Source organism: Streptomyces sp. NPDC002573 (assembly GCF_042889625.1).
Classification (GTDB): domain Bacteria; phylum Actinomycetota; class Actinomycetes; order Streptomycetales; family Streptomycetaceae; genus Streptomyces; species Streptomyces gibsoniae.
In genome coordinates, this window is the sequence record NZ_JBIARC010000041.1 from 1 (window position 1) to 25,223 (window position 25,223).

General features: G+C 70.4%; 20 protein-coding genes. 13 read left to right on the forward strand and 7 right to left on the reverse strand.

What is annotated here, in order from left to right:
- Positions 1–258 precede the first annotated feature (258 nt).
- Positions 259–3,663: an ALF repeat-containing protein gene (locus ACFYX0_RS30885; RefSeq protein WP_388974978.1), complete on the forward strand. Its 3,405-nt coding sequence runs from the start codon at positions 259–261 to the stop codon at positions 3,661–3,663.
- An 11-nt stretch (positions 3,664–3,674) separates the two neighbouring features.
- The gene (locus ACFYX0_RS30890; protein ID WP_388974981.1) at positions 3,675–4,004 is read left to right on the forward strand and encodes a hypothetical protein; all 330 of its coding nucleotides are present in this window, start codon (positions 3,675–3,677) and stop codon (positions 4,002–4,004) included.
- 472 nt (positions 4,005–4,476) lie between these two features.
- Here the strand turns inward: ACFYX0_RS30890 and ychF are convergent, their stop codons facing one another.
- Entirely contained in the window at positions 4,477–5,565 is a 1,089-nt protein-coding gene (gene ychF / locus ACFYX0_RS30895; RefSeq protein WP_311698641.1) for a redox-regulated ATPase YchF, read from the reverse strand.
- A gap of 203 nt (positions 5,566–5,768) precedes the next feature.
- Between ychF and ACFYX0_RS30900 the strand changes: the two genes are divergently transcribed.
- A complete protein-coding gene (locus ACFYX0_RS30900) occupies positions 5,769–6,389 on the forward strand; it encodes a DUF6542 domain-containing protein (RefSeq protein ID WP_388974984.1) in 621 nt (206 codons plus the stop codon).
- A gap of 108 nt (positions 6,390–6,497) precedes the next feature.
- Here ACFYX0_RS30900 and ppgK read toward each other — a convergent pair whose 3' ends face one another.
- Positions 6,498–7,244, reverse strand: a complete 747-nt coding sequence (gene ppgK, locus ACFYX0_RS30905; protein WP_388974987.1) for a polyphosphate--glucose phosphotransferase — start codon at positions 7,242–7,244, stop codon at positions 6,498–6,500.
- 87 nt (positions 7,245–7,331) lie between these two features.
- On the reverse strand, positions 7,332–8,336 hold the full coding sequence (locus ACFYX0_RS30910) for a 4-hydroxy-3-methylbut-2-enyl diphosphate reductase (protein WP_388974990.1): 1,005 nt from the start codon (positions 8,334–8,336) through the stop codon (positions 7,332–7,334).
- Positions 8,337–8,425: 89 nt separating this feature from the next.
- Between ACFYX0_RS30910 and xseA the strand changes: the two genes are divergently transcribed.
- From xseA to ACFYX0_RS30925, 3 genes are all read left to right on the forward strand, one after another.
- The gene (gene xseA / locus ACFYX0_RS30915; RefSeq protein ID WP_388974993.1) at positions 8,426–9,643 is read left to right on the forward strand and encodes an exodeoxyribonuclease VII large subunit; all 1,218 of its coding nucleotides are present in this window, start codon (positions 8,426–8,428) and stop codon (positions 9,641–9,643) included.
- A 9-nt stretch (positions 9,644–9,652) separates the two neighbouring features.
- The gene (locus ACFYX0_RS30920) at positions 9,653–9,895 is read left to right on the forward strand and encodes an exodeoxyribonuclease VII small subunit (protein WP_388974995.1); all 243 of its coding nucleotides are present in this window, start codon (positions 9,653–9,655) and stop codon (positions 9,893–9,895) included.
- A 164-nt stretch (positions 9,896–10,059) separates the two neighbouring features.
- A complete protein-coding gene (locus tag ACFYX0_RS30925; RefSeq protein WP_311698635.1) occupies positions 10,060–10,647 on the forward strand; it encodes a malonic semialdehyde reductase in 588 nt (195 codons plus the stop codon).
- Between the two features lie 82 nt (positions 10,648–10,729).
- Here ACFYX0_RS30925 and ACFYX0_RS30930 read toward each other — a convergent pair whose 3' ends face one another.
- Positions 10,730–11,254 (reverse strand): DUF4245 domain-containing protein, encoded by a 525-nt coding sequence (locus ACFYX0_RS30930; RefSeq protein WP_355909661.1) that lies wholly within the window; start codon positions 11,252–11,254, stop codon positions 10,730–10,732.
- Between the two features lie 127 nt (positions 11,255–11,381).
- Here ACFYX0_RS30930 and glpX point away from each other — a divergent pair, with 127 nt between their 5' ends.
- The gene (gene glpX, locus ACFYX0_RS30935) at positions 11,382–12,416 is read left to right on the forward strand and encodes a class II fructose-bisphosphatase (RefSeq protein WP_355909658.1); all 1,035 of its coding nucleotides are present in this window, start codon (positions 11,382–11,384) and stop codon (positions 12,414–12,416) included.
- A 102-nt stretch (positions 12,417–12,518) separates the two neighbouring features.
- Here glpX and ACFYX0_RS30940 read toward each other — a convergent pair whose 3' ends face one another.
- Both ACFYX0_RS30940 and ACFYX0_RS30945 read right to left on the reverse strand, forming a co-directional pair.
- Positions 12,519–12,890 carry a WhiB family transcriptional regulator gene (locus ACFYX0_RS30940; RefSeq protein ID WP_311698632.1) on the reverse strand — a complete coding sequence of 124 codons (372 nt, stop codon included), beginning with the start codon at positions 12,888–12,890 and terminating at the stop codon, positions 12,519–12,521.
- 163 nt (positions 12,891–13,053) lie between these two features.
- Positions 13,054–13,740, reverse strand: a complete 687-nt coding sequence (locus ACFYX0_RS30945) for a DUF1707 domain-containing protein (protein WP_388974997.1) — start codon at positions 13,738–13,740, stop codon at positions 13,054–13,056.
- A 191-nt stretch (positions 13,741–13,931) separates the two neighbouring features.
- Here ACFYX0_RS30945 and ACFYX0_RS30950 point away from each other — a divergent pair, with 191 nt between their 5' ends.
- On the forward strand, positions 13,932–15,599 hold the full coding sequence (locus ACFYX0_RS30950) for a fumarate hydratase (RefSeq protein WP_355909651.1): 1,668 nt from the start codon (positions 13,932–13,934) through the stop codon (positions 15,597–15,599).
- A 49-nt stretch (positions 15,600–15,648) separates the two neighbouring features.
- Here the strand turns inward: ACFYX0_RS30950 and ACFYX0_RS30955 are convergent, their stop codons facing one another.
- Positions 15,649–18,273, reverse strand: coding sequence for a LuxR C-terminal-related transcriptional regulator (locus tag ACFYX0_RS30955; RefSeq protein ID WP_388975000.1), 2,625 nt, complete (start codon positions 18,271–18,273; stop codon positions 15,649–15,651).
- A 129-nt stretch (positions 18,274–18,402) separates the two neighbouring features.
- On the opposite strand from ACFYX0_RS30955, the gene ACFYX0_RS30960 reads away from it, so the two are divergent.
- From ACFYX0_RS30960 to ACFYX0_RS30980, 5 genes are all read left to right on the forward strand, one after another.
- Positions 18,403–18,852 (forward strand): DUF6294 family protein, encoded by a 450-nt coding sequence (locus ACFYX0_RS30960; protein WP_355909645.1) that lies wholly within the window; start codon positions 18,403–18,405, stop codon positions 18,850–18,852.
- A 121-nt stretch (positions 18,853–18,973) separates the two neighbouring features.
- Entirely contained in the window at positions 18,974–20,386 is a 1,413-nt protein-coding gene (locus ACFYX0_RS30965; RefSeq protein ID WP_388975003.1) for a class II fumarate hydratase, read from the forward strand.
- Between the two features lie 84 nt (positions 20,387–20,470).
- On the forward strand, positions 20,471–21,163 hold the full coding sequence (locus ACFYX0_RS30970; RefSeq protein ID WP_388975006.1) for a DUF402 domain-containing protein: 693 nt from the start codon (positions 20,471–20,473) through the stop codon (positions 21,161–21,163).
- 274 nt (positions 21,164–21,437) lie between these two features.
- A complete protein-coding gene (locus ACFYX0_RS30975; RefSeq protein WP_355909636.1) occupies positions 21,438–23,561 on the forward strand; it encodes a SpoIIE family protein phosphatase in 2,124 nt (707 codons plus the stop codon).
- A gap of 146 nt (positions 23,562–23,707) precedes the next feature.
- Positions 23,708–25,171, forward strand: coding sequence for a catalase (locus tag ACFYX0_RS30980; RefSeq protein ID WP_388975009.1), 1,464 nt, complete (start codon positions 23,708–23,710; stop codon positions 25,169–25,171).
- Positions 25,172–25,223: the final 52 nt, after the last annotated feature.

Below are 25,223 nucleotides of genomic sequence, written 5' to 3' on the forward strand. Positions count from 1 at the left end.
CGCTCGGCCGCAGCGGTCACCGCTTTCTGCCAACGGGTGCACGGCCCGACCAGCCGCATCCGCACACGTGCCGACTTATGACTGATCTCACATATATTCAGGGGGAGTAGGCCTGTGAAACGGCCTCTGCGCTCATGGGCAGCGCCATCCAGGAACACGACCGCGGGAACAGGGGGGCGGGCATACGGCCTGCGCCGGGCATGCACCGTCCTCCTGCCGATCACGCTCACCGCCGGCCTGTTCAGCGCGGTACCGGCTGTGGCGGACGATGACCCGGACGACGGCGGAGCACCGGTATCCGAGCGCGGCCAGGTCGTGGACCTGTGGACTTGGGGTGGGCCGGGCGTCAAAGCGGCGGCGGAGAAGGCCCTCGTCGGCTCGGACGAGGACGTCAAAAAGTTCCTGGACGAGAGAGACAGCCTCCAGAACGACGACGACCGCGTCGACGTCAGCCGCATCGTCAACGTGGGCGGTCCCGCCGTGCAGGAGGCCGCCAAGAACGCGCTGAAGGACCCCGACCCGGGTGCGGTGCGCGCTTTCCTCATCAGCGGGTGGAAGGCGCCGCTGCAGGAGGACCAGCGGGTGGAGGCCTCGCGGGTCATCAACTTCGGTGGTCCGGGTGTCAAGGAGGCCGGTATCGCTGCCCTCAAGGGCAGCGCGGAGGACGTCGCGCAGTTCCTGAAGGTCGGCCAGTACCAGGCGCGGGAGACCGACGACCGAGTCGAGGTCTCGAAGACCATCAACGATGGCGGGCCGGCGGTGAAGGCGGCCGGCAAGCTGGCTCTGCAGGGCACCCCGGACGACCTGGTGGAGTTCCTGGAGGTCGGGCAGTTCGTGGCCCGCAACAAGGACCAGGAACACGCCACCATCCAGCAGCTGCTGGACCAGGCGCAGAAGGCCGGGGTGCGGGCCCAGGCCGCGACCGAGGCAGCCAAGGCGGCCTCGGCGCGGGCCAAGGCGGCCTCCGCCCTGGCCAAGGCGGACGCACAACGGGCGGCCAAGGAGACTCAGGCCGCGAAGGGCGACTCCGAAGTGGCTGCGGCCAGGGCCCGGCAGGCGGCGGATGCTGCGCGGGCTGCTGCTGGTGCGGCGCAGGAGGCGATCGGTGCGGCGAACGCGGCGAACGAGTCCGCGCGCGTTGCTGCGGCGGCGGCCGCGCAGACCGCCAGTGCGGCCGCGGCCGCGGCGAACGCCGCCTCCCGGGCCTACAACGCCGCCGCGGCGGCCGCCGGCGATGCGGGCAAGGCCCAGGATGCGAAGAACGCGGCGGCGAACGCGCGGGCGACGGCCCTGCTGGCAGCCAAGTCGGCGCAGGCGGCCCAGGCGGCCGGGGACGCCTCCCGGGCAGCCAAGGCCGCCGCTGCGGACTCGCTGGCCGCCGGCGCGGATGCGAACGCGGCCGCTGACGCGGCGGATGAGGCGAACGCGGCTGCGGACGCGGCCGGGGCGCACTCGCAGGAGGCCGCGCAGGCGGCCGCGGAGACCCGCCGCCACGCGGCGGAGGCCAACCGCGCCGCCAACGCAGCCCAGGCGCTTGCCGACGAGTCCGCCAACGCCGCCTACGCCGCGCGTGACGCTGCGAACTCGGCGGCTGAGCACGCGAACAAGGCGGCAGACGCGGCGGAGGACGCGGCCAAGCACGCCGGCCAGGCAGCGGACGCGGCCAAGCAGGCCGACAAGCAGGCGCTAGCCGCCAAGCAGGCCGCCGACACCGCCGACGTGGCAGTGGCAACCGCCAAGAAGGTGTACGACATCGCCCGCAAGAGCGAGGCCGAAGACCTCACCACCCGCACCAACGCCGCCATCGAACGCGCCAGGACCCGCAAGGACCAGGCAGACGACTTCACCTCCGAGGCCGCCGCCGACCTGGCGGACGCCCGGGGCCTGGACGACACCGCACAAGCCCTCGCGGCGGAAGCCGCCAGGCCCGATACGGACACCAAAGCCCTCGCGGTCAAGGGCCGCCAGCTCGCCCTGAAGGCGCTCAAGGAGCTCGGGCCGTTCAGCCAGGCAGCGGCCACCCGGGCCCTGTCCGGCACCGACGACGACGTCCTGGAATACCTGCGCACCGGCTGGCAGCAGGCCAAGACACAAGAGACCCGCGAGAAGGTCTACGAACTCAGCACCGACAGCCCCTACGAGGTGGTGCGCACCGCCGCCACCGAGGTGCTCAAGGGCAGCGACCAGCAGATCTCCGACTTCTACACAACCGGCCAGTACACGGTCGCCAACGACGATCTGCGCGTGAAGGTCTCCCAGATCAACAACGCAGGCGGACCCGGCGTCAAGGAAGCCTCCAAAGCGGCTCTGGCCACCAACGACCCCAAGACGCTGGCCGCCTTCATCACCACCGGCCAGTACGGCGCCCGCAACGACGACGAACGCGTCACCGCCTCCAAACTGGTCAACGACGGCGGACCGGAAGTCCAGGCAGCCGCCAAGATCGCCCTGTCCGGCCCGGCCGACGAACTGCACGACTTCCTCCAGGCCGGCCAGTACATGGCCGACCGCAAGGACCAGCTCGCCGCCACCCACGACGCCCAGATGCAGCGCCTGATCGCCGAGGCATCCGGCATCGCCGCCACGGCCCGCCAGAACAGCTGGCTCGCCGCCAAGGCCGCGGCCGACGCCCACAGGGCCGAAACCGACGCGAAGAAGGCAGCCAACCAAGCCGCCAACTCCGCCCACCAGGCCCAGGGCTACGCACACGACGCCGACATCGCCGCCACCAAGGCCGAGAACTCCGCCAACCAGGCCGCCACGTCCGCAACCACGGCACGCAACGCCGCCGACGCCGCCGACCGCGACGCCGACAACGCCACCGAATCCGCCGCCCAGGCCGAGTTCAACGCCAACTACGCTCGCACCTCCGCCGAACAGGCCGACCAGTCGGCAGCCGACGCCCACGACTCCGCCGTCGCGGCCGGCAAGAGCGCCAAGGAAGCCCAAGCCCAGGCCAAGCAGGCCTGGCAGATCACGATGGACAAGCGCCGGGCCGAGGAAGCCGAAGCCCGACGCCAGGCCGAAGAAGCACGCAAAGCCCAAGCAGAGGCGAAGAAGAAGCAGCCAAGGCGCTGCACCCCGAGCCCCAACCACGAGATCGCCGGCTTCCTGCCCTGCGCGCTCGCCCCGGGCGACTTCGTCATCGACACCACCCCACCCGACCCGACCCTGACCGCCATCACCTGGGAACTCCTCGGCCTCAACGACATCAAGGACTGCATCAAGAACCCGGCCCTCGGCAAATGCGCCTCCGCCGCCATGGTCATCCTCCCCGCCGCCGGCGAGCTCAAGGCCGCCAAGAAGATCGAGGAGGGGGTGGAAGCAGCTGTCGAAGCCTCGCGACTCGGGAAGCTCGGGAAGGCGAAGGACATTCTCATGCCCGGGGGAAAGGCGCTCGGGTACGAGGACAGCAAGGGCGTGCAAATCGTCACCCCGGAAGAACTCCAGAAGATGGCCAACGACATCCGGCAGGAGTTCGGCGCCCCGGACAGGGTCAAAGAAGTGCCCGGAAAGGGTGCCGTGGAGATTTGGGAGTTCGGCGGCGGCAATGTGAACTTCCGGAACTTCAGCAGTTCGGGCGGTCAGAGCGACTACACCATCGACCTCACCGGGGATGTGGGCAAGGAGTTCGGCTTCAAGCGGTATCATGCCAAGCACTAGGAGGATTGATCGTGCCGGAAGAGACCTACGCCGAAGAGCTTGACTATCTCGTGAATTACACACACGAGTCTCTCGTCTATTTCGACATCGTTCGGGACGCCGCCGAGAATATCGCCGGACCGGGAAGTACGGAACACCAGATCCAGCAAGTAACTCTGCGACTTGTCTCAGATATGATCGAGCGGGGCGTGAAGGTGGGGGAACCGAGTTCCAATGCCGACGAGGATCTGGTCGCGTGGGACTTGCCGAAGGATGAGATATTGATTCGCATTGCCAAAGAGATGGCAGTGCGAGAAGACCCCGGCGATTTCATCGACATCTGTTGGTTCAGATCCGGCTGACCGTGGACGCAGATTGGCCTTGACCGCAGCGCGCCGCGGTCAAGGCCAATCTGCACCCAAGCCTTCTTCTGGAGCAGGCCTTCCCAGCACGATGCCCCCACGGGAGCCGGCGGGTATCCGCCACTACCTATGACCTGCATGTCCGCCAGGTCAGCGAGGTGATGCACGCCGTCGATAGGCAACGGCACCAGCGCACACCCACACGGCACCGACACCGCCGACGACGGCCCGCAACACCCCGTCGGCAACGGAATCCGTAGCCGGACACCCCCCAACACCTGACAGCCCGTCAGCTCAATCCAGCACCGATCCCGCACCGGTACGGATAACCAGGGGTGACGACAGGTAACGAGACGTCAGAAATCCAGCACGGATCCAGCGGCCGATACAGCAACGGGGCCGACCCCGAATGGGACCGACCCCGCCTGACCTGCATATTTGCTAAATCGTGACGCCGATGCTAGAGCGCCGACTAAACGTTGAAGCGGAACTCCACCACGTCGCCGTCCTGCATCACATACTCCTTGCCCTCCATGCGGGCCTTGCCCGCGGCGCGGGCGTCGGTGACCGAGCCCGTGGTGACCAGGTCGTCGAAGGAGATGACCTCCGCCTTGATGAAGCCCTTCTGGAAGTCGGTGTGGATCACACCGGCCGCCTCGGGGGCCGTGGCGCCCTTCTTGATCGTCCAGGCGCGGGACTCCTTCGGGCCCGCGGTCAGGTACGTCTGCAGACCGAGGGTGTCGAAGCCGACGCGCGCCAGGGTCGCGAGGCCCGGCTCGTGCTGGCCGACCGACTCGAGGAGTTCGAGGGCCTCCTCCTCGTCGAGCTCCGCGAGGTCCGCCTCCAGCTTGGCGTTCAGGAAGATCGCCTCGGCGGGGGCGACCAGCGCGCGCTGGTCGTTCTTGAAGGCGTCGTCCGTCAGCTCGTCCTCGTCGACGTTGAAGACGTAGAGGAAGGGCTTGGTGGTGAGCAGGTGCAGGTCGTGCAGCAGCTCCGCGCGCTCGCTGCCCTGGACGATGCCGTGCGCGAAGAGCGTGTCGCCCTTCTCGAGGATCTCCTTCGCCTCCTCGACGGCCTTCACCTTGGGGGCGACGTCCTTCTTGATCCGCGACTCCTTCTGCAGACGCGGCAGGACCTTCTCGATGGTCTGCAGGTCCGCGAGGATCAGCTCGGTGTTGATCGTCTCGATGTCGTCCTTCGGCGAGACCTTGCCGTCCACGTGCACGACGTTCTCGTCCTTGAAGGCGCGGATGACCTGGCAGATCGCATCCGACTCACGGATGTTCGCCAGGAACTTGTTGCCGAGGCCCTCGCCCTCGCTCGCCCCGCGCACGATGCCCGCGATGTCGACGAAGTCAACGGTGGCGGGCAGGACACGCTCCGACTTGAAGATCTCGGCCAGCTTGGTGAGACGGGCGTCCGGGACGCCCACGACACCGACGTTCGGCTCGATCGTGGCGAACGGGTAGTTGGCCGCCAGCACGTCGTTCTTGGTCAGGGCGTTGAACAGGGTCGACTTGCCGACATTGGGCAGACCGACGATTCCGATCGTGAGCGACACGTTGCGACTTCCCGTACGTGAGAGTGGAACTGGACTGGACTGGGCGGTGGGGGCCCGGGTCCGTCAGGAGTGTGTGCGGGCCGATCCACCAGTCTACGGCGTAACGGACCCCACCCCGGCGACGTATCGAACGCTTGGCCAAGCTCGTGACAACGGCGTGTCTGAGGGGTCATTCCGCACATAAACCGACCTAAGTTGGTCCAGTGGAGCAACACAGGACGCGACCCCCGCAGCACGGACCGCGACGCAGCGCACCCCTTCCCCCGCAGGGCAGACGGAGTGGAGCCGCGTCGGTGCGCTCCGGCACGGCCGCCCGGCCCTCCCCTTCCGGCCCGCCCGTCCGGTCCGCCGGCCGGGGCAGCGGCGGGCCCCAGCGGTCCCCCTCGGCCGCACGACGCAACGCACCGGCCGTCGGCCAGGCGGTACGGCAGCTGCCCGGCCCCCGGCTCACCGGCCTCGGCGGCGGGCTGTTCTGCGCGGCCGTGATGCTGACGATCGGATGCGTGGACCAGTTGCTGTTCGACTCGTCCCTCACGGTCTACGGCGTGCTGTTCCTGCCGGTGTGCATGCTGACCGCGCTGTGGGTGCGGGGCGGGGACCTGGTGATCGCGCCGATCGTGGTGCCGATCGCCTTCGCCGTCGGACTGCTGACCGTGGTCGACGGCTCCGGAGGGCTCAGCGGACGCCTGGTGGCGCTGGTCACCGCGCTCGCCACCCAGGCCGGCTGGCTCTACGGCGGCACGCTCGTGGCAGGTGTCATCGCGACCGTGCGCCGGGTGCGTGTGATGCGCCGGCGGGTCGCACAACGCCGCCGGACAGCCTGAGCGGCGCGGTTCGGGCACGGGAGCGGAAGCGGTAGAGGGGCCGAGGACGGAACGGCGCGGGCGGGCCGCGGGCTCATACCGCCGCGGCGCCCGCCCGCGTCCGGGGTCCTACGCGGCCTGCGCCGCCCGCATGGCCGCGCCCACGATGCCCGCGTTGTTCTGCAGCTGCGCCGGGACGATCTCCGCCTTGATGCCCTCGATCAGCGGCAGGAACTTCTCGGACTTGCGGCTGACGCCGCCGCCGATCACGAACAGCTCCGGGGAGAACAGCATCTCCACATGGGCGAGGTACTTCTGCACCCGGTTCGCCCAGCGCTCCCAGGTCAGCTCGTGGTCCTCCTTGGCCTTCGTGGAGGCACGCTTCTCCGCGTCGTGACCGTTCAGTTCGAGATGGCCCAGCTCGGTGTTCGGGACGAGGGTGCCGTCGACGAACAGCGCGCTGCCGATGCCGGTGCCCAGCGTGAGCACGATGACCGTGCCGTCGCGGTCACGGCCCGCGCCGTACCGCATCTCGGCCACGCCGGCCGCGTCGGCGTCGTTCAGCAGGGTCACGGGCAGACCGCCCAGCCGCCGGCCGAACAGGGCGCGCGCGTCGGTGTCGATCCAGCTCCTGTCGACGTTCGCCGCCGTGCGGATGGTGGAGCCCCCGGTGACCACGCCGGGGAACGTGACGCCGACCGGACCGGTCCAGCCGAAGTGGCCGACGACCTCCTTCACGCCGTCCGCCACCGCCTCGGGCGTCGCCGGATGCGGAGTGAGCACCTTGAAGCGCTCCGTCACGAGCTCGCCCCGCTCCAGGTCCACGGGAGCGCCCTTGATTCCGGATCCGCCGATGTCAACGCCGAAGATCTGCATGGGCACCACGGTACGACGTGTGGCGGGCCGTCTCTCCCCGGCCTGTGCCCGTACCCCGACCGCCCCGCGCCGTGTGCGCCGGGGCCGTCACTTCTCGCCGGTGCGCTCCGCGACCAGGGACTCCGCCTCCGCACGCAGATCGCGGCGAAGCTCCTTGGGCAGCGAGAACGTGATGGACTCCTCTGCCGCCTTCACGATCTCGACGTCCTGGAAGTCGCGCTGCACGAGCCACTCCAGGACCTGCTCGACCAGAACCTCGGGGACGGAGGCGCCCGAGGTCACGCCGACCGTCGACACGCCGTCGAGCCAGGCCTCGTCGATCTCGTCGGCGAAGTCCACGAGATACGCCGCACGCGCGCCCGCGAGCTTGGCGACCTCGACCAGCCGCTTGGAGTTCGAGGAGTTGCGGGAGCCGACCACGATCACCAGGTCCGCCTCGGCGCCCATCTGCTTCACCGCGAGCTGACGGTTCTGCGTGGCGTAGCAGATGTCGTCGCTGGGCGGGGAGATCAGCTGCGGGAACTTCTCCTTGAGTGCGTCGACCGTCTCCATGGTCTCGTCGACCGAGAGCGTGGTCTGCGACAGCCAGACGACCTTGGAGGCGTCGCGCACCTCGACCTTGGCGACGTCCTCGGGGCCGTCCACGAGCTGGATGTGATCCGGGGCCTCGCCGGACGTCCCGATGACCTCTTCGTGCCCCTCGTGCCCGATCAGGAGGATGTCGAAGTCCTCGTTGGCGAACCGGACCGCCTCCTTGTGGACCTTGGTGACCAGGGGGCAGGTCGCGTCGATGGTGGCGAGCCGGCCCTGCTTGGCCTCCTCGTGGACCGTGGGGGCGACACCGTGCGCGGAGAACATGACGATGTTGCCCGGCGGCACCTCCTCCGTCTGCTCGACGAAGATCGCGCCCTTCTTCTCCAGGGTCTGCACGACGTACTTGTTGTGGACGATCTCGTGGCGGACGTAGATCGGGGCCCCGTACTGCTCCAGGGCCTTCTCGACGGCGATCACTGCACGGTCGACGCCCGCGCAGTAGCCCCGGGGGGCGGCGAGCAGAACACGGCGGCCTGACGAAGCGGTCATGCGCACCATCGTAAGGCCGCGCCGGACCGCCGTAGATCGCCCTCTCGGGGAGAGGTTGTGCCGACCGTGTTGTCGGACCCGGCCGTTACGCTCGGCGCATGGCTGTGAACACGTCCGCGGAGTCACCCCTGCCGGTCGGCGAGGTCTCGCGGCTCATCGGGAGCTGGATCGACCGGCTCGGGGCCGTCTGGGTCGAGGGACAGATCACCCAGCTGTCGCGGCGGCCGGGCGCCGGGGTCGTCTTCCTCACGCTGCGCGATCCGTCGTACGACATCTCCGTCGCCGTCACCTGCTACCGCCAGGTGTTCGACGCGGTCGCCGACGTGGTGAGCGAGGGCGCCCGCGTGATCGTCCACGCCAAACCGGAGTGGTACGCGCCGAGAGGCCAGCTGTCGCTGCGCGCCGTCGAGATACGGCCCGTGGGCGTCGGCGAGCTGCTCGCGCGGCTCGAACGGCTGAAGAAGTCGCTCGCCGCCGAGGGCCTCTTCGCGCCCGAGCGCAAGAAGCCCCTGCCGTTCCTGCCGCAGCTCATCGGGCTGGTCTGCGGCCGGGCCTCGGCGGCCGAGCGCGATGTGCTGGAGAACGCGCGGCACCGCTGGCCCGCCGTCCGTTTCGAGGTGCGCAACGTCCCGGTGCAGGGGGTGCACGCCGTGCCCCAGGTCGTGCAGGCCGTGAAGGAGCTGGACGCGCTCGACGAGGTCGATGTGATCATCGTGGCGCGCGGCGGCGGCAGCGTGGAGGACCTGCTGCCGTTCTCCGACGAGCAGCTCGTCCGGGCGGTGGCCGCCTGTCGTACGCCCGTGGTGTCGGCCATCGGCCACGAGCCGGACAATCCGCTGCTCGACCATGTCGCCGACCTGCGGGCCTCCACCCCGACCGACGCGGCCAAGAGGGTCGTGCCGGACGTCGGCGAGGAGCTTCAGCGGGTGCAGGCGCTGCGGGACCGGGCGCGGCGGTGCGCCCAGGCCCTCGTCGAGCGCGAGGAGCGGGGGCTCGCGCACGCGCTGGCGCGGCCCTGCATGGAGGACCCGCACCGCATGGTCGACGAGCGGGCGGAGCAGATCGCCGCGCTGGCCGACCGCGGCCGGCGCACGCTGCGGCATCTGCTCGACCGCGCCGACTCGGAGCTGGCGCACACGCACGCGCGCGTGGTGGCCCTGTCACCGGCCGCGACCCTCCGGCGGGGGTACGCGGTGCTGCAGCGGGCCGACGGGCATGTGGTCCGCTCGCCGGAGGATGTGGCGGCGGGCGAGACGCTGCGGGCGCGCGTCGCCGAGGGCGAGTTCACCGTACGGGCCGACAACCAGGGATCTTAGGGAGAGCGCATGACCGGCAAGACGGACGAGACACTCGGGTACGAGCAGGCGCGGGACGAGTTGATCGAGGTCGTACGACGGCTGGAGGCCGGAGGTACGACGCTGGAGGAGTCCCTGGCGCTGTGGGAGCGGGGCGAGGAGCTGGCCAAGGTGTGCCGCACCTGGCTGGAGGGCGCCCGCAGACGGCTGGACGCCGCGCTGGCCGAGGAGCGGGACGACGCGGGGGCCGAGGGGGCCGACGGCGGCGAGTGAACCGGCGGAGGCCCGGTGGCTGGTCCGGCGGGCGGTTCGGCCGGCCGTGTGAAGCCGATCACCCGACACCCCGATTTGATTGAATCTTGAACGTCTTCGCTCTACCGTCGAGACCGCAAGACGATCCCTCCGGGATCCAGCGCCATCTTGAGGAAGTTCCCTTTATGTCCCTCGTTCTTGACGCCGCCGCCCAGGACCTGCTGTTCCGTGAGGCCCGTACCGCCAACACCTTCACCGACGAGCCGGTGACCGACGAGCAGATCCAGGCGATCTACGAGCTGGTCAAGTACGGCCCGACCTCCATGAACCAGTCGCCGCTGCGCGTCACCCTGGTCCGCTCGGCCGAGGCCCGCGAGCGCCTCGTCCAGCACATGGCGGAGGGCAACCAGGCCAAGACGGCCGCCGCCCCGCTGGTCGCGATCCTCTCCGCGGACAACGAGTTCCACGAGGAGCTTCCGCACCTCTTCCCGCACTTCCCGCAGGCCAAGGGCTTCTTCGGCGACCGCTCGGTGCGTGAGAACAGCGCCCGGCTCAACGCCTCTCTCCAGGCCGCGTACTTCATCATCGGCGTCCGCGCCGCCGGTCTCGCCGCCGGCCCGATGACCGGTCTGGACTTCGAGGGCGTCCGCAAGGAGTTCCTGGACGACGACCACACCCCGCTGATGGTCGTCAACATCGGCAACCCGGGCGAGGACGCCTGGTACCCGCGCTCCCCGCGCCTGGACTTCGACCAGGTCGTCACCACCGTCTGACGGGTCCGCCCCGTACGGCACGCACGAGAAGGGCCCCCGTCAATGGCGCCGGGGGCCCTTCTCGTGCGTGCCGTACGGGGTCTCACCCCGTCTTCAGGGCTTCCGCCATCTTCGTCAGCTGCGCGAACGAGGCCGTACCCGTCACCACGGTCGTGGCGCCCTTGTCCCGGAGGACGAGCGCGTCGTAGCGGCCGCCCGTGTAGCGCTGCCAGGTCTGCCCGCCGATGCTCTGCGTGATCTTCGTCGCGTGCGCGCCCTGGCTGGCGTCGTCGATGAACGCCTGCGCCTTCTGAGTCGACTGCTCGACCGCCACGTACTGCCCCTCGGGGTCCTGGAAACCGAGGTGCCAGGCGCTGTAGGGGTCGCCCTCGTAGCGCACGGACGTGGCCTTCCAGGACTCGGACAGGCCCTGGGGCGCCGCCACCGGATAGGCCGCCGCGCGGCGCGCCGTGATCAGTTCGACCCTGTAGTCCACCCGCTTGAGGTCGGGAGCGTGGTCGTCATGGGGGATGAAGAAGAGATAGACGATGCCCGCGACCAGCCCGATGACGCCCAGGGAGAGAACCATGCCCCGGACCGTCTGCTGCTTGCCTTTCGTACCTGCCACGCCCCTATCGTCGCAGGTACATGGACCGCTCATCCGTGGGGCCCCCTGCTCATTTTGTCTGCCTAACGATAGAGTCATGAGGCATCACCCTCATCCGGCCGTCGTCGTATCAGAAAGGTGCGCTCCGATGACCGAGAATCATCACCTGCCGTCCGAGCTCGAAGTTCCCTCCGAGGCCCCGGACCGAAATCTCGCCCTGGAACTCGTCCGGGTCACCGAGGCCGCCGCCATGGCCGCCGGCCGCTGGGTCGGCCGCGGCGACAAGAACGGCGCCGACGGAGCCGCGGTCCGCGCCATGCGGACCCTCGTCCACACCGTCTCGATGAACGGCGTCGTCGTCATCGGCGAGGGCGAGAAGGACGAAGCCCCGATGCTCTTCAACGGAGAGCGGATCGGCGACGGGACCGGCCCGGAGTGCGACATCGCCGTGGACCCGATCGACGGCACCACGCTCACCGCCAAGGGCATGCCCAACGCGATCGCGGTGCTGGCCGCCGCCGACCGCGGCACGATGTTCGACCCGTCCGCCGTCTTCTACATGGACAAGCTGGTCACCGGCCCCGAGGCCGCGGACTTCGTCGACATCGACGCCCCGGTCTCGGTGAACATCCGCCGGGTCGCCAAGGCAAAGCGCTCCGCGCCCGAGGACGTCACCGTCGTCATCCTCGACCGGCCGCGCCACCAGGGCCTGATCAAGGAGGTCCGGGAGACCGGCGCGCGTATCAAGCTCATCTCCGACGGCGATGTCGCCGGCTCGATCCTGGCGCTGCGCGAGGGCACCGGCATCGACCTGCTGCTCGGTATCGGCGGTACGCCGGAGGGCATCATCTCCGCGTGCGCCGTGAAGTGCCTCGGCGGCACCATCCAGGGCAAGCTGTGGCCCAAGGACGACGAGGAGCGGCAGCGGGCCCTGGACGCGGGTCACGACCTCGACCGGGTGCTGACCACGGACGACCTGGTCTCCGGCGAGAACGTCTTCTTCGTCGCGACCGGGATCACGGACGGCGAGCTGCTGCGCGGTGTGCGCTACCGCTCCGAGACGGCCACCACCGACTCGATCGTCATGCGCTCCAAGTCCGGCACGGTCCGCCGGATCGACTCGGTGCACCGGCTGAGCAAGCTGCGTGCGTACAGCGCGGTCGACTTCGACCGGGCCAAGTAGCAAGGCTCGTCGCCGGGCACCAAGGGCTCAAGGGGCGCGCTCTGTGCGGAGAGCGCGCCCTTCCCACGGGCCCCGCTCGGTCTCCCGGGCTCGGACTCCGGCTCAGCCGGCGGCCGCTATCGTCCCCCGCGCGGCCTTCTTCAGCTCCATCTCGCGGCGGCGCCGCCGGGCCAGCACCACACGCCGCTCCGCTGCGGTGAGGCCGCCCCACACCCCGTAGGGCTCGGGCTGCAACAGGGCGTGCTCCCGGCACTCCACCATCACCGGACAGCGCGCGCAGACGCGCTTGGCCGCCTCCTCTCGGGACAACCGGGCCGCGGTGGGCTCCTTGGAGGGGGCGAAGAACAAGCCGGCCTCGTCCCGCCGGCACACCGCCTCCGTGTGCCACGGGGCGTCCTGATCCCTGTCGCGCACTGGCACCCGCTGGTGCGGAGCGTCAGCGACCTGCAAGGACGAATGCGGCGGTTGCAGCACGGTCTACTCCTGACGACGGCTTCGCGAGCGAGAGACGATGCAGCAAGGCCTACCCGCTGTGCGCGTGCCTATGCACTGAGTTCCGAACCGCTGGCGCTCCAGGGACGGTTGAGGCCGTCGGTACGGGACCGGCTCCGCGCGGACGGGATCGAATTCACAACCGTCAACGGTCCATGTGTTTGCGCAGCGCCCGGTCCACCCGGTCCGAGACCCGGTCGAGGATGTCCGCGACCAGCTTGCCCCGCTTGGGCCGCGCCTCCACATTGCCCAGGACGGCCCAGCCGTCGACGTAGACGACGGGGGCCTGCGGGTCCTCCGAATCCAGCGTCCGCACCTCGAAGTTGCCGAGGACGCCGCCGCCGGTGCCCCGCAGCGACACGTTCTCCGGGACGCGGATCTGGACGTCGCCGAAGATCGAGACGGCCTTGATCACGACCTGCTGGTACTCGAAGATCGCCTCGCTGAGATCGATCTCCACACTGCCGAAGATCGAGTACGCGTGCACCCGGCGTCCGGCGCGCCAGCGTCCCTTGCGGGTGGCCGCACTGAACACCGCCACCACGTTCTCGTCGGCCCGGGGCGGGAGGGCGCCGTCCTGCGGGCGGTTCGGCGCATAGGGGTGCGCGGGGCGCGGGCGCCCCTGGTGGGCGGCGGGCAGGTCCTGGATGAAGACCTCCAGCTCGCCGACCGTCTTGGTGTTCAGCACCCCCTCGACGCGCTCGGCGTGCTCCTCCGCGGTGAGGCGGCCCTCGGCGAGGGCGTCACGCAGCATGTCGGCGATGCGGTCACGATCGGCGTCCGAGGCGCGCAGCTCGGCGACGCGGGGTCCGGTCTGCTTCTGAAGGTCCACGGCAGCAGCGTACCCAAACGCGATAGATCGCGACTACCCCCGGTCGCCGGCCTGGGGAAAACCGTTACGCACCGGGCCGCCCGCCCGAACTGAGCCTTACCTCACAAGCCCACCGCCCACGGCAGGTTCTACGCTGGTGAGCGCCCGCCAACGGAGGCGGGCACCATCTGTCGAGTGAGGAATGGGCTGAGATGCCTGAGTTCGCGTACACCGATCTGCTCCCCCAGGGAGAGGACACCACCCCCTACCGGCTGGTGACCTCCGAGGGTGTCTCCACCTTCAAGGCCGACGGGCGAACGTTCCTCAAGGTCGAGCCGGAGGCGCTGCGCAAGCTCGCCGAAGAGGCCATCCACGACATCCAGCACTACCTGCGCCCCGCGCACCTGGCCCAGCTGCGCCGCATCATCGACGATCCGGAGGCCTCGGCGAACGACAAGTTCGTGGCCCTGGACCTGCTGAAGAACGCGAACATCGCGGCGGCCGGCGTGCTCCCCATGTGCCAGGACACCGGCACCGCGATCGTGATGGGCAAGCGGGGTCAGCACGTCCTCACCGAGGGCGAGGACGAGAAGGCCCTCTCCCGCGGCATCTACGACGCCTACACCAAGCTGAACCTGCGCTACTCGCAGATGGCCCCGCTGACGATGTGGGAGGAGAAGAACACCGGCTCCAACCTCCCCGCCCAGATCGAGCTGTACGCGACGGACGGCGGCGCCTACAAGTTCCTGTTCATGGCGAAGGGCGGCGGCAGCGCCAACAAGTCCTTCCTCTACCAGGAGACGAAGGCCGTCCTGAACGAGGCCTCCATGATGAAGTTCCTGGAGGAGAAGATCCGTTCGCTGGGCACGGCCGCCTGCCCGCCGTACCACCTGGCGATCGTCGTGGGCGGTACGAGCGCCGAGTACGCGCTCAAGACCGCGAAGTACGCCTCCGCGCACTACCTGGACGAGCTGCCGACCGAGGGCTCCGAGCTGGGCCACGGCTTCCGTGACAAGGAGCTGGAGGAGAAGGTCTTCGAGCTGACCCAGAAGATCGGGATCGGCGCGCAGTTCGGCGGCAAGTACTTCTGCCACGACGTGCGCGTGGTGCGTCTGCCCCGCCACGGCGCGTCCTGCCCGGTGGCCATCGCGGTCTCCTGCTCGGCCGACCGCCAGGCGGTCGCGAAGATCACCGCCGAGGGCGTGTTCCTGGAGCAGTTGGAGACGGACCCGGCGCGGTTCCTGCCGGAGACCACGGACGAGCACCTGGAGCAGGACGGCGACGTCGTACGCGTCGACCTGAACCAGCCGATGGACGACATCCTCGCGGAGCTGACCAAGTACCCGGTGAAGACGCGACTGTCGCTGTCCGGCCCGCTGGTGGTGGCGCGTGACATCGCGCATGCCAAGATCAAGGAGCGGCTGGACCGCGGCGAGGAGATGCCGCAGTACCTGAAGGACCACCCGGTCTACTACGCCGGCCCGGCCAAGACCCCGGAGGGCTACGCGTCCGGTTCCTTCGGCCCGACGACGGCCGGCCGTATGGACTCCTACGTCGAGCAGTTCCAGGCGGCGGGCGGCTCCAAGGTGATGCTCGCGAAGGGCAACCGCAGCAACCAGGTCACGGACGCGTGCGCGACGCACGGCGGCTTCTACCTCGGCTCGATCGGCGGCCCGGCCGCCCGGCTCGCCCAGGACTGCATCAAGAAGGTCGAGGTCGTCGAGTACGAGGAGCTCGGCATGGAGGCCGTCTGGAAGATCGAGGTCGAGGACTTCCCGGCGTTCATCGTGGTGGACGACAAGGGCAACGACTTCTTCAAGGACCCGGCGCCCCAGCCGACGTTCACGACGATCCCGGTCCGCGGTCCGGGGCTGGCGTAGGCCGCTCGGGGCGGAGCCGCCGCGGCTCCGCCCCGGACCCGACAGGCGATCAGCCGTCCAGGAGCAGTGCGGCCAGCTCCCTCCTGTTGGTGAGGCCGAGCTTGTTGCCGATCCGGTAGAGGTGGCCTTCCACCGTACGTACGGAGACGACCAACCGGTCGGCGATCTGCTGGTTGGTCAGCCCGCGGGACACCAGGACCGCTATCTCGCGCTCCCGCCGGGTCAGTGGCACGGGCCGGGCCGCCTCCAGCAGCGCGGGCGTGCGGACCCCCTGGCACGCCTGGGCGAGCCGGTGGGCCCGGGCGGCCGCGGCATGGGCCGGGGCTCGCTCCCCGCGGCGCAGATGCGTGCTCGCGGACTGCGCGGCGGCATCCGCGGCGGACAGCAGGTCGCCCGTCTCCTCCCATCGGACCGAGACGGCGCGCAGCCCCTCTCCGTCCCCGGTGCTCAGCGCGGCCGCATGGGCGGCGGCGGCCCGCACCCGCGGACCGTCGACCCGGCCCGCCAGCTCGGCCAGCCGCCCGGCGACCGAGGCGTCCCCCAGGCAGACCGCGGTCTGCAGGGCGAGCACCTCGTGCGCGTACTGGCCGCGACGGGCCGCGCCGTCGGCCCCCTCGTGGGCCAGGGTGACGGCATCGGTGAGGGCTCCCTCGACCGCGGTCACCCATGCCCGCACGAGGGCGAGTTCGGGATCGAGGACGGCGAACGACGGGCTCCGCTCGGCCTCCAGCTCGGCCAGGGAGCTCCGGGCGCCCGGCAGATCACCGGCGAGGGCCAGGGCGCGGGTCAGCGACAGCAGGCAGAAGTACACGAACCCGCCGGCGTTGCCGTGTTCCCGCAGGCCCACGAGCGCCTCCCGGAGACGGCGCGTGGCGTCGGCCACCCGGCCCCGCCCGAGTTCGGCATCACCCATGATGAAACCGCTGAGTTCGTTGCCGAACTCCTGGTCCCTGACCTCTTCCCGGAACCCGGCCGCGAGGTCCTCCGCCTCCCGCAGATACCCCGCCAGGATCAGACCCGTCGTCTCGGCGATGATCAACGGGGCGCGCAGGAAGCCGAGTTGACTCGACCGGACCGCTGCCTCGTGGCCCCGGGCGGCGGCCGGGGCCATGTCGTCGGCGCGGCCGGTCACCGCCAGGGCGGCAACCAGCCCGACCGAGGCCAGGATGACCGGCTCGCCCGGCAGTTCCGGCGCGGCCAGTGCCGTGGTGGCGCACTCGACGGCGCGAGCCAGGCGCCCCTGCGTCGCTTCGAGGTAGGCGCGCAGCGCGGTCAACTGGAGCCTGAAGCCGTCCTGTTCGACACGTGACTCCGCCGCCTCCAGCACGGCCTCCGCCTCGGCGGGCCCGCTCGTCACATAGGCCAGCGCCGGCACTCTGACCAGGGTCGCCCGGACGAGTTCGGCGTCCGTGACGGCCATGGCGGTGAGGACCGCCAGCTCGTCCTTGACGTCATCGTGGCGGGTGGTGGCCGCGAGGGCGGTCGTGACCAGCAGTTGTGCCTCGAATCCGGCACCGGCGGCGACCGCTCCCCTGGCCAGCCGTTCGACCAGCGGCATGTCCATGAGAAGGGCGGCCTGCGCGGCCGCCTCGGTGAAGAGCACCGGATCCGGCGGCAGGTCCGAGTCCACGGCGAGCACGGCCCGGCGCAGCGTGTTGTCACCGTGGTGCTCGGGGTGGCCGGCCAGCGCCGTCGCCATCCGGCCGCGCAGCCGGCGCGCGCGCAGCGTGCCGAGGGCCGCGCGGCGCGCCTCGCCGTAGAGGGGGTGGGCGAGCCCGGCCCACAGGGTGTCTCCCGCCTGTTCCACCGTCACCAGCCCTCGCGCCTCGGCCTCCTCGATCGCCGCCGGGTCCGCCAGCTGGGCGAGCAGCGCTGTGTCGAAGGGCTCCCCGAGCGCGAGCAGATCCACCACATCCCTCAGATGGCCGGAGAGTTGGCCCATGCGCGTCGCGACCAGGTCCGCGAGCACAGGGGAGACGGACGGCGTCCCGGACCACCGCCAGGTCCCCCGCACCTGGCGCAGATTGCCCGCCTTCAGCTCGCTCTCGACCACATGGCGCAGGATCAGGGCGTTGCCCCGGGTCAGCTTCCACAATCGCCCGGCGGTGGTGCTGTCCACGGGCCCGCCGAGAACCGCCTCGAGCGCGGCGGCGGTCTGCGGTTCGGACAGCGGCTGCACCTCCAGCCGCTCCAGGTGTCCGTCCTTCCACAGTGCCGTGACGGCGTCCGGGGCCGGGTGCTCGGCACGCACCGTGATCACGACCGCAGCCGCCTGCCGCAGCACCAACTGGTGGACCAGCAGTGCGGAGAGGTCGTCGAGCAGATGCGCGTCGTCCACCGCGACCAGTGCTCCCGCCGGCCCCGCGCCGTGGAGCAGCGCGTCCAGGGTCCGGTTCAGCGTCCGGGAGGCGTCCCCGCCGCCGGGTTCGGTCCACGCGGCGAAGGCTCCCAGCGGCAGGGCCCTGGCCGAGGCCGTGCCGGTCGCCCATCTGGTGACGGCCCCGCGTCGCGCGCCCGCGGCGACCGTCTCCCGGGCGAGCCGGGTCTTGCCCACCCCGGCGGCTCCCGAGAGCAGCACTCCGCGTGTGCCACCACCGCTCCGCGCCGCCCTGTCGATGAACTGCAGTTCTTCCGTACGGCCGGTCAACGGCCATTCCCGCGCAAGTTCCCCCACACGGGGATCCTACAAACCAGGACATCCATCCCGAAACCCAATTCGAGTAGCCAACTACTCGTGACCGCCCGTACCGGCGCCCCGATGCTGTTCCAGCACCCCCACCAACGGTGATGAAAGGAACATTCAGTGAGCAACATCCGGAGCACCGGCGTGATCCGTCGGCCTCGCAAGCTCCTGGCCACCGCCGTGGCCACCGCCGCCCTGACGGCAGGCGCCCTGGTCCCCACCGTGGGAACGGCCGACGCCGCAGCCCATGCGCCGGCCTGGAAGTCCTTCACCTGGGGCACCCTGCGCAGTGGCGACTGCACCATGTTCTCGGGTGCGAGGTGGATCGTGTACCCGAGCGGTACGGCCTACTTCCGCGCCACGGTCACCAGCAGCAGCAACCACGACGCCTGGCTGATGCGCGTACGCCTGAAGGACAGGAACGGAGCCGTTCTCACGGTTCTGAGCCCGACCAAGTTCGTGAAGAACCTGCCCGACCACACCCAACGCTACGTATGGACGGCGAAGGGCACCTTCGACTCCGGCTGGTACGACGACATCCGGCAGATGTCCCTGGTCAACCACTGCTGACCGGAGCCCACCGGTAACCGCCGTCGAGGTTGCCGCGACAACGGCGGCAGCACGTCGGATCCTGGAACGGGAGTACGGGAATCGCACGTCCCGTGCTCCCGTTCCAGGAGGTATGACGACGATGACCACGACGACCGACGCGGACGGCGGCCGGCGGTACCGCACCGAGCACGACTCGATGGGCGAGGTCCAGGTCCCCATGGACGCCAAGTGGCGCGCCCAGACCCAGCGCGCGGTCGAGAACTTCCCCGTCTCCGGGCAGCGGATCGAGCGCGCCCACATCGAGGCGCTGGCCCGGATCAAGGGCGCCGCCGCCAAGGTCAACGCGGAGCTCGGCGTGCTCGGCAAGGACATCGCCGACGCCATCCAGGAGGCGGCCGCCGAGGTGGCCGAGGGGCGGTGGGACGACCAGTTCCCGGTCGACGTCTTCCAGACCGGGTCCGGGACCTCGTCCAACATGAACACCAACGAGGTCATCGCCACCCTCGCGAGCGAGCGGCTCGGCCGGGACGTGCACCCCAACGACCATGTGAACGCGTCCCAGTCGTCCAACGACGTCTTCCCCTCCTCCGTGCACATCGCGGCCACCGCCGCCGTCACCCACGACCTCGTCCCCGCCCTCGACCACCTCGCGGCCTCCCTCGAACGCAAGGCCGAGGAGTTCGCCGACGTCGTGAAGTCGGGGCGCACCCACCTCATGGACGCCACCCCCGTGACCCTCGGTCAGGAGTTCGGCGGTTACGCCGCCCAGATCCGCTACGGCGTCGAGCGCCTGAACGCCTCGCTGCCGCGCCTCGCCGAACTGCCGCTGGGCGGCACCGCGGTGGGCACCGGGATCAACACCCCGCCCGGTTTCTCCGCCGCCGTCATCGCCGAGGTCGCCCGGTCCACCGGGCTGCCGCTCACCGAGGCCCGCAACCACTTCGAGGCCCAGGGCGCGCGGGACGGGATCGTCGAGACCAGCGGGCAGCTGCGGACCATCGCCGTGGGACTGACCAAGATCGCCAACGATCTGCGGTGGATGGCCTCCGGGCCGCGGACCGGTCTGGCCGAGATCAGCCTGCCCGATCTGCAGCCGGGGTCCTCGATCATGCCCGGCAAGGTCAACCCGGTCATCCCCGAGGCCGTCCTCATGGTCGCCGCCCAGGTCGTCGGCAACGACGCGACCATCACCACCGCGGGCGCCTCCGGCACCTTCGAGCTGAACGTCATGATGCCGGTCCTCGCGAAGAACGTGCTGGAGTCGGTCCGGCTGCTCGCCAACGTCTCGCGGCTGCTGGCCGACCGGACCGTCGACGGCATCGTGGCCCACCGGGAACGCGCCCGCGAGTACGCCGAGTCGTCACCCTCCGTGGTCACCCCGCTCAACAAGTACATCGGGTACGAGGAGGCCGCGAAGGTCGCCAAGAAGGCGCTCGCGGAACGGAAGACGATCCGTCAGGTCGTCCTGGAGTCCGGCTATGTGGAGCGCGGCGACCTCACGCTCGAACAGCTCGACGAGGCCGTGGATGTCCTGCGGATGACGCACCCGTGACGTCGCACACCGGCTCACCCGTCCGTGGCGCGAACCATGGCGGCCGCGGCGGCGTCGTATGCCTGGGGCACCTAATATCTGTGCATGGCAGAGGGTGGAGCGGTGAGACGAGTGGAAGCGGACGGGTCGACGACGTACTGGGCCCCGGGGGACCAGATCCTCTGGCGCTACCGCGAGAACGCCGGCCCGCGCTTCCATATCGCGCGGCCCGTCACCGTGGTCAGGGACGACGAGGAACTGCTCGCCGTGTGGATGGCCCCCGGCACCCAGTGCGTCAAGCCGGTCCTCGCCGACGGCACCGCGCTGCACGCCGAGCCGCTGCACACCCGCTACACCAAGCCACGGGCCGTTCAGCTGGACCGCTGGTTCGGCACGGGCGTGCTCAAGCTGGCCCGGCCCGGTGAGCCCTGGTCGGTGTGGCTGTTCTGGGAGCCGGGCTGGCGGTTCAAGAACTGGTACGTGAACCTGGAGGAGCCGCTCGCGCGCTGGGCCGGCGGCGTCGACTCCGAGGACCACTTCCTCGACCTCTGCGTCTACCCCGACCGCAGCTGGGGCTGGCGCGACGAGGACGAGTTCGCGCAGGCCCAGCGGGACGGCCTGATGGACGCTCAACTGGCCGAGCGGGTGCGGGAGGCCGGGCGGTCCGCGGTGGAGGTGATCCAGGCCTGGGGGGCGCCGTTCTCGGACGGCTGGCAGCACTGGCGGCCGGATCCGTCCTGGTCTGTGCCGTCGCTGCCGGACGACTGGGACCGCATGCCCGCGTACACGGCCTCATGAGACCCTTGTTGCGCCCCCGCGGTACAACCGTAGGATCGTCCTCCGCAAGGGCACAGCACTGGAACTCCCGCAAGAAGCGCTGGGTTTGACCGAACGTCACCGAGGGGCGGCAGGACGTGAGCGAGGGGTACGAGGGCCACACAGGGACGGCTCGGCCGTCGGGTGGATCAGCGACGGCCTGTGACCATGCGGGAATTCCGTTCCTGGGGCACGTATTCCGGGTATCGGCTTCTCGGCGGGACGAACTGCACGCACGGCGCGCAGCCCCGGACGGATGGATTCGACACGCGTGACGGAGCACCCGACCTCCCATGAGCGCCCCCAGGCGGGCGTGGGCCCCGCGGACCCCCGCGGGGCGCTCCTGCGTACCCCGGAGCCGCTGCCCACCGCACCCAGCACCCCGCCGGCCCCCGCCTTACCCGCTCAGACACGGGCGGGCGGCGTGCCCACGGGGCCGCTGTCCTGCGCCCAGCACGGAGCGTCGGGCAACCAGGGGGGCACCCCCACCCCGCTGCCCGCGGCGGACGGCACCGAGCACTCCCAGCCGGCCGCCGACGAGCCGGACGCGCACCGGCCGCGGCCCGTGCCCGAGGGCGGCATCCCCGTCCAGCCGGGTGCCGGCCAGGACCGGGCCGCCGCGCTGCCCGGGGGCAAGGACCGGCGGTCCGGCCAGACGCCGCTGCACGGCCCCATGCCCATGCGGCGCGACGGGGACCGGCTGCGGTTCGTGGGCGCCGCGACCCGGCGGATCGCCCGCGGGATAGACCTCGACGAGATCGTGATGGGTCTGTGCCGGGCCACCGTGCCGACCTTCTCCGACGCGATCCTCGTCTATCTGCGCGACCCGCTGCCCGTGGGTGACGAGCGGCCCACCGGGCCGCTGGTGCTGCGGCTGCGGCGCACCGACCGGATCCCGCAGGAGCGGGACCTGGAGGACGGCATCCTGCCGGTGCCGGTGCCGGAGAACTCCGGGTTCGCGGACGTGAGCAACGAGCTGTGCGAGGTGCGGCCCGGCGGTGCGCTCGCCGAGGTGCTGCGCGGGGTGCGGCCGGTGTTCGCGGACGCCCCCGCCGCCCGGGCGGCGCTGCCGGAGCTGCTCGGCGACGACCTCGCGATCCCCCCGGGCCAGCGCGCGATCCTCGCGCCGCTGCGCGGCCGGCGGCGGGTCATCGGCGCCGCCCTGTTCCTGCGCCGTCCCGAGCGGCTCGCGTTCGAGGCGGACGATCTGCTGGTGGCCGCGCAGCTCGCCACGCACAGCGCGCTCGGCATCGACAAGGCGGTGCTGTACGGCCGCGAGGCGTACATCGCCGACGAGTTGCAGCGCACGATGCTGCCGGAGACCCTGCCCAACCCGACGGGCGTACGGCTGGCCTCCCGCTATCTGCCGGCCGCCGAGACCGCGCGGGTCGGCGGCGACTGGTACGACGCCATCCCGCTGCCCGGCAGCCGGGTGGCCCTGGTCGTGGGTGATGTCATGGGCCACTCCATGACATCCGCGGCGATCATGGGGCAGCTGCGCACCACGGCCCAGACACTCGCCGGGCTCGACCTGCCGCCGCAGGAGGTGCTGCACCACCTCGACGAGCAGGCCCAGCGGCTCGGCACCGACCGCATGGCGACCTGCCTGTACGCGGTGTACGACCCGGTCGCGCACCGGATCACCATCGCCAACGCGGGCCACCCGCCGCCGGTCCTGCTGCACCTGGGCGGCCGCGCGGAGGTGCTGCGGGTTCCGGCGGGCGCCCCCATCGGTGTGGGCGGGGTGGACTTCGAGGCGGTGGAGCTGGACGCCCCGGCGGGCGCGACCCTGCTGCTGTACACCGACGGTCTGGTCGAGTCCCGGCTGCGGGACGTGTGGACCGGTATAGAACAGTTGCGGGAGAAGCTCGCCGCGACCGCCCAGCTCACCGGCGCGGACCATCCGCCGCCGCTGGAGGCGCTGTGCGACGAGGTGCTCGACATGCTCGGCCCCGGCGACCGGGACGACGACATCGCGCTGCTCGCCGCCCGCTTCGACGGGATCGCGCCGAGCGATGTCGCGTACTGGTTCCTGGAGCCCGAGGACGCGGCCCCGGGCCGGGCCCGTCGCCTGGCCCGCCGGGCACTCGCCCGCTGGGGCATGGAGGAGCTCACCGACTCGGTGGAGCTGCTGGTCAGCGAGGTCGTGACCAACGCCGTGCGCTATGCGTCACGACCGGTGACGCTACGGCTGCTGCGCACCGATGTGCTGCGCTGCGAGGTCGGTGACGACGTACCGCAACTTCCACGGCTGCGGCAGGCCCGGGCCACGGACGAGGGCGGGCGCGGGCTCTATCTGGTGAACCGAATGGCCCGGCGCTGGGGCGCGACACGACTGAGCACCGGGAAGGTGGTCTGGTTCGAGCTGAACCGGGGGTGAGGTCCGGCCGCGGGGCCGGACCACCGCCCGGAAGAGAACCGGAATTGGACCCCGTCCAAATGTTGCCGACATCCCGTCGGCGGAGTTGACTGCTGAGGTGACCGAAGCGACCCGACCGACCCCCTAAGCACGACGGGAGGACGCTCGTGACCCAGGCACCGCAGTCGGTTCCCCACACCACCTCCAATGCGGGCATCCCGGTGGAGAGCGACGAGCACTCGCTCACCGTCGGCTCGAACGGCCCGATCCTGCTCCAGGACCACTACCTGATCGAGAAGATGGCCCAGTTCAACCGTGAACGGGTCCCCGAGCGGGTGGTCCACGCCAAGGGCAGTGGTGCATACGGAATCTTCGAAGTCACCAATGACGTCAGCCAGTTCACCAAGGCCGATCTCTTCCAGCCCGGCAGGCGCACCGAGATGCTGGCGCGCTTCTCCACCGTGGCCGGCGAACTCGGTTCCCCGGACACCTGGCGCGACCCCCGCGGGTTCGCGCTGAAGTTCTACACCCAGCACGGCAATTACGACCTGGTCGGCAACAACACGCCGATCTTCTTCGTCCGTGACTCGCAGAAGTTCCAGGACTTCATCCGCTCCCAGAAACGCCACCCGGTGACCGGGCTGCGCAACAACGACATGCAGTGGGACTTCTGGACCCTGTCCCCCGAGTCCGCACACATGGTGACGTGGCTCATGGGCGACCGGGGCATCCCCAAGACGTACCGCAACATGAACGGGTACTCCTCCCACACCTACATGTGGATCAACGGCGGCGGCGAGAAGTTCTGGATCAAGAACCACATCAAGACCGACCAGGGCATCGACTTCCTCACCCAGGAGCAGGCCGACGACCTGGCCGGCCGGGACGCCGATGTGCACCGCCGCGATCTGTACGAGGCGATCGAGCGCGGCGACCACCCGTCCTGGACGATGTATGTGCAGGTCATGCCGTTCGAGGACGCGCCGGACTACCGGTTCAACCCGTTCGACCTGACCAAGGTGTGGCCGCACGGCGACTACCCGCTGATCGAGGTCGGCCGGATGACCCTCAACAAGAACCCGGAGGACTACTTCATCCACATCGAGCAGGCCGCCTTCGAGCCGTCCAACATGGTGCCGGGCATCGGTCCGTCCCCGGACAAGATGCTGCTCGGCCGGCTCTTCTCGTACCCCGACACGCACCGCTACCGCATCGGCCCGAACTACATGCAGCTTCCGCCCAACCGCCCGCGGGTGGACGTGCGGTCGTACGCCAAGGACGGCCCGATGCGCTACGACCCCGCGCACACGGCGCGGCCGTACGCACCCAACTCCTACGGCGGACCGGCCGCCGACGTCCAGCAGTTCGGCGAGCCCGCCGGCTGGCACGTGGCGGGCGAGATGGTGCGCGAGGCGTACCGGCTGCACCGCGAGGACGACGACTACGGCCAGGCCCACACCATGGTCCGCCAGGTCCTGGACGAGGCGGCCCGCGACCGGCTGGTCTCCAACGTCACCGGGCACCTGCTGCAGGGCGTGTCCCGGCCGGTCCTCGACCGGGCGCTGCAGTACTGGCGCAACATCGACAAGGAGATCGGCGACCGTATCGCCCAGAACGTCAACGGCGCCTGACGTACCCCATGAGAAGGGCGCCCGGTGGACCTGCCACCGGGCGCCCTCGCCA

What these genes read in the sequence shown, in the direction of transcription:
- ppgK (WP_388974987.1), bottom strand. Translation starts at nt 7,244, where the DNA reads ATGCAGATCTTCGGCGTTGACATCGGCGGATCCGGAATCAAGGGCGCT.
- ACFYX0_RS30910 (WP_388974990.1), bottom strand. Translation starts at nt 8,336, where the DNA reads ATGGTGCGCATGACCGCTTCGTCAGGCCGCCGTGTTCTGCTCGCCGCC.
- xseA (WP_388974993.1), top strand. Translation starts at nt 8,426, where the DNA reads ATGGCTGTGAACACGTCCGCGGAGTCACCCCTGCCGGTCGGCGAGGTC.
- ACFYX0_RS30920 (WP_388974995.1), top strand. Translation starts at nt 9,653, where the DNA reads ATGACCGGCAAGACGGACGAGACACTCGGGTACGAGCAGGCGCGGGAC.
- ACFYX0_RS30925 (WP_311698635.1), top strand. Translation starts at nt 10,060, where the DNA reads ATGTCCCTCGTTCTTGACGCCGCCGCCCAGGACCTGCTGTTCCGTGAG.
- glpX (WP_355909658.1), top strand. Translation starts at nt 11,382, where the DNA reads ATGACCGAGAATCATCACCTGCCGTCCGAGCTCGAAGTTCCCTCCGAG.
- ACFYX0_RS30950 (WP_355909651.1), top strand. Translation starts at nt 13,932, where the DNA reads ATGCCTGAGTTCGCGTACACCGATCTGCTCCCCCAGGGAGAGGACACC.
- ACFYX0_RS30965 (WP_388975003.1), top strand. Translation starts at nt 18,974, where the DNA reads ATGACCACGACGACCGACGCGGACGGCGGCCGGCGGTACCGCACCGAG.
- ACFYX0_RS30970 (WP_388975006.1), top strand. Translation starts at nt 20,471, where the DNA reads ATGGCAGAGGGTGGAGCGGTGAGACGAGTGGAAGCGGACGGGTCGACG.
- ACFYX0_RS30975 (WP_355909636.1), top strand. Translation starts at nt 21,438, where the DNA reads ATGGATTCGACACGCGTGACGGAGCACCCGACCTCCCATGAGCGCCCC.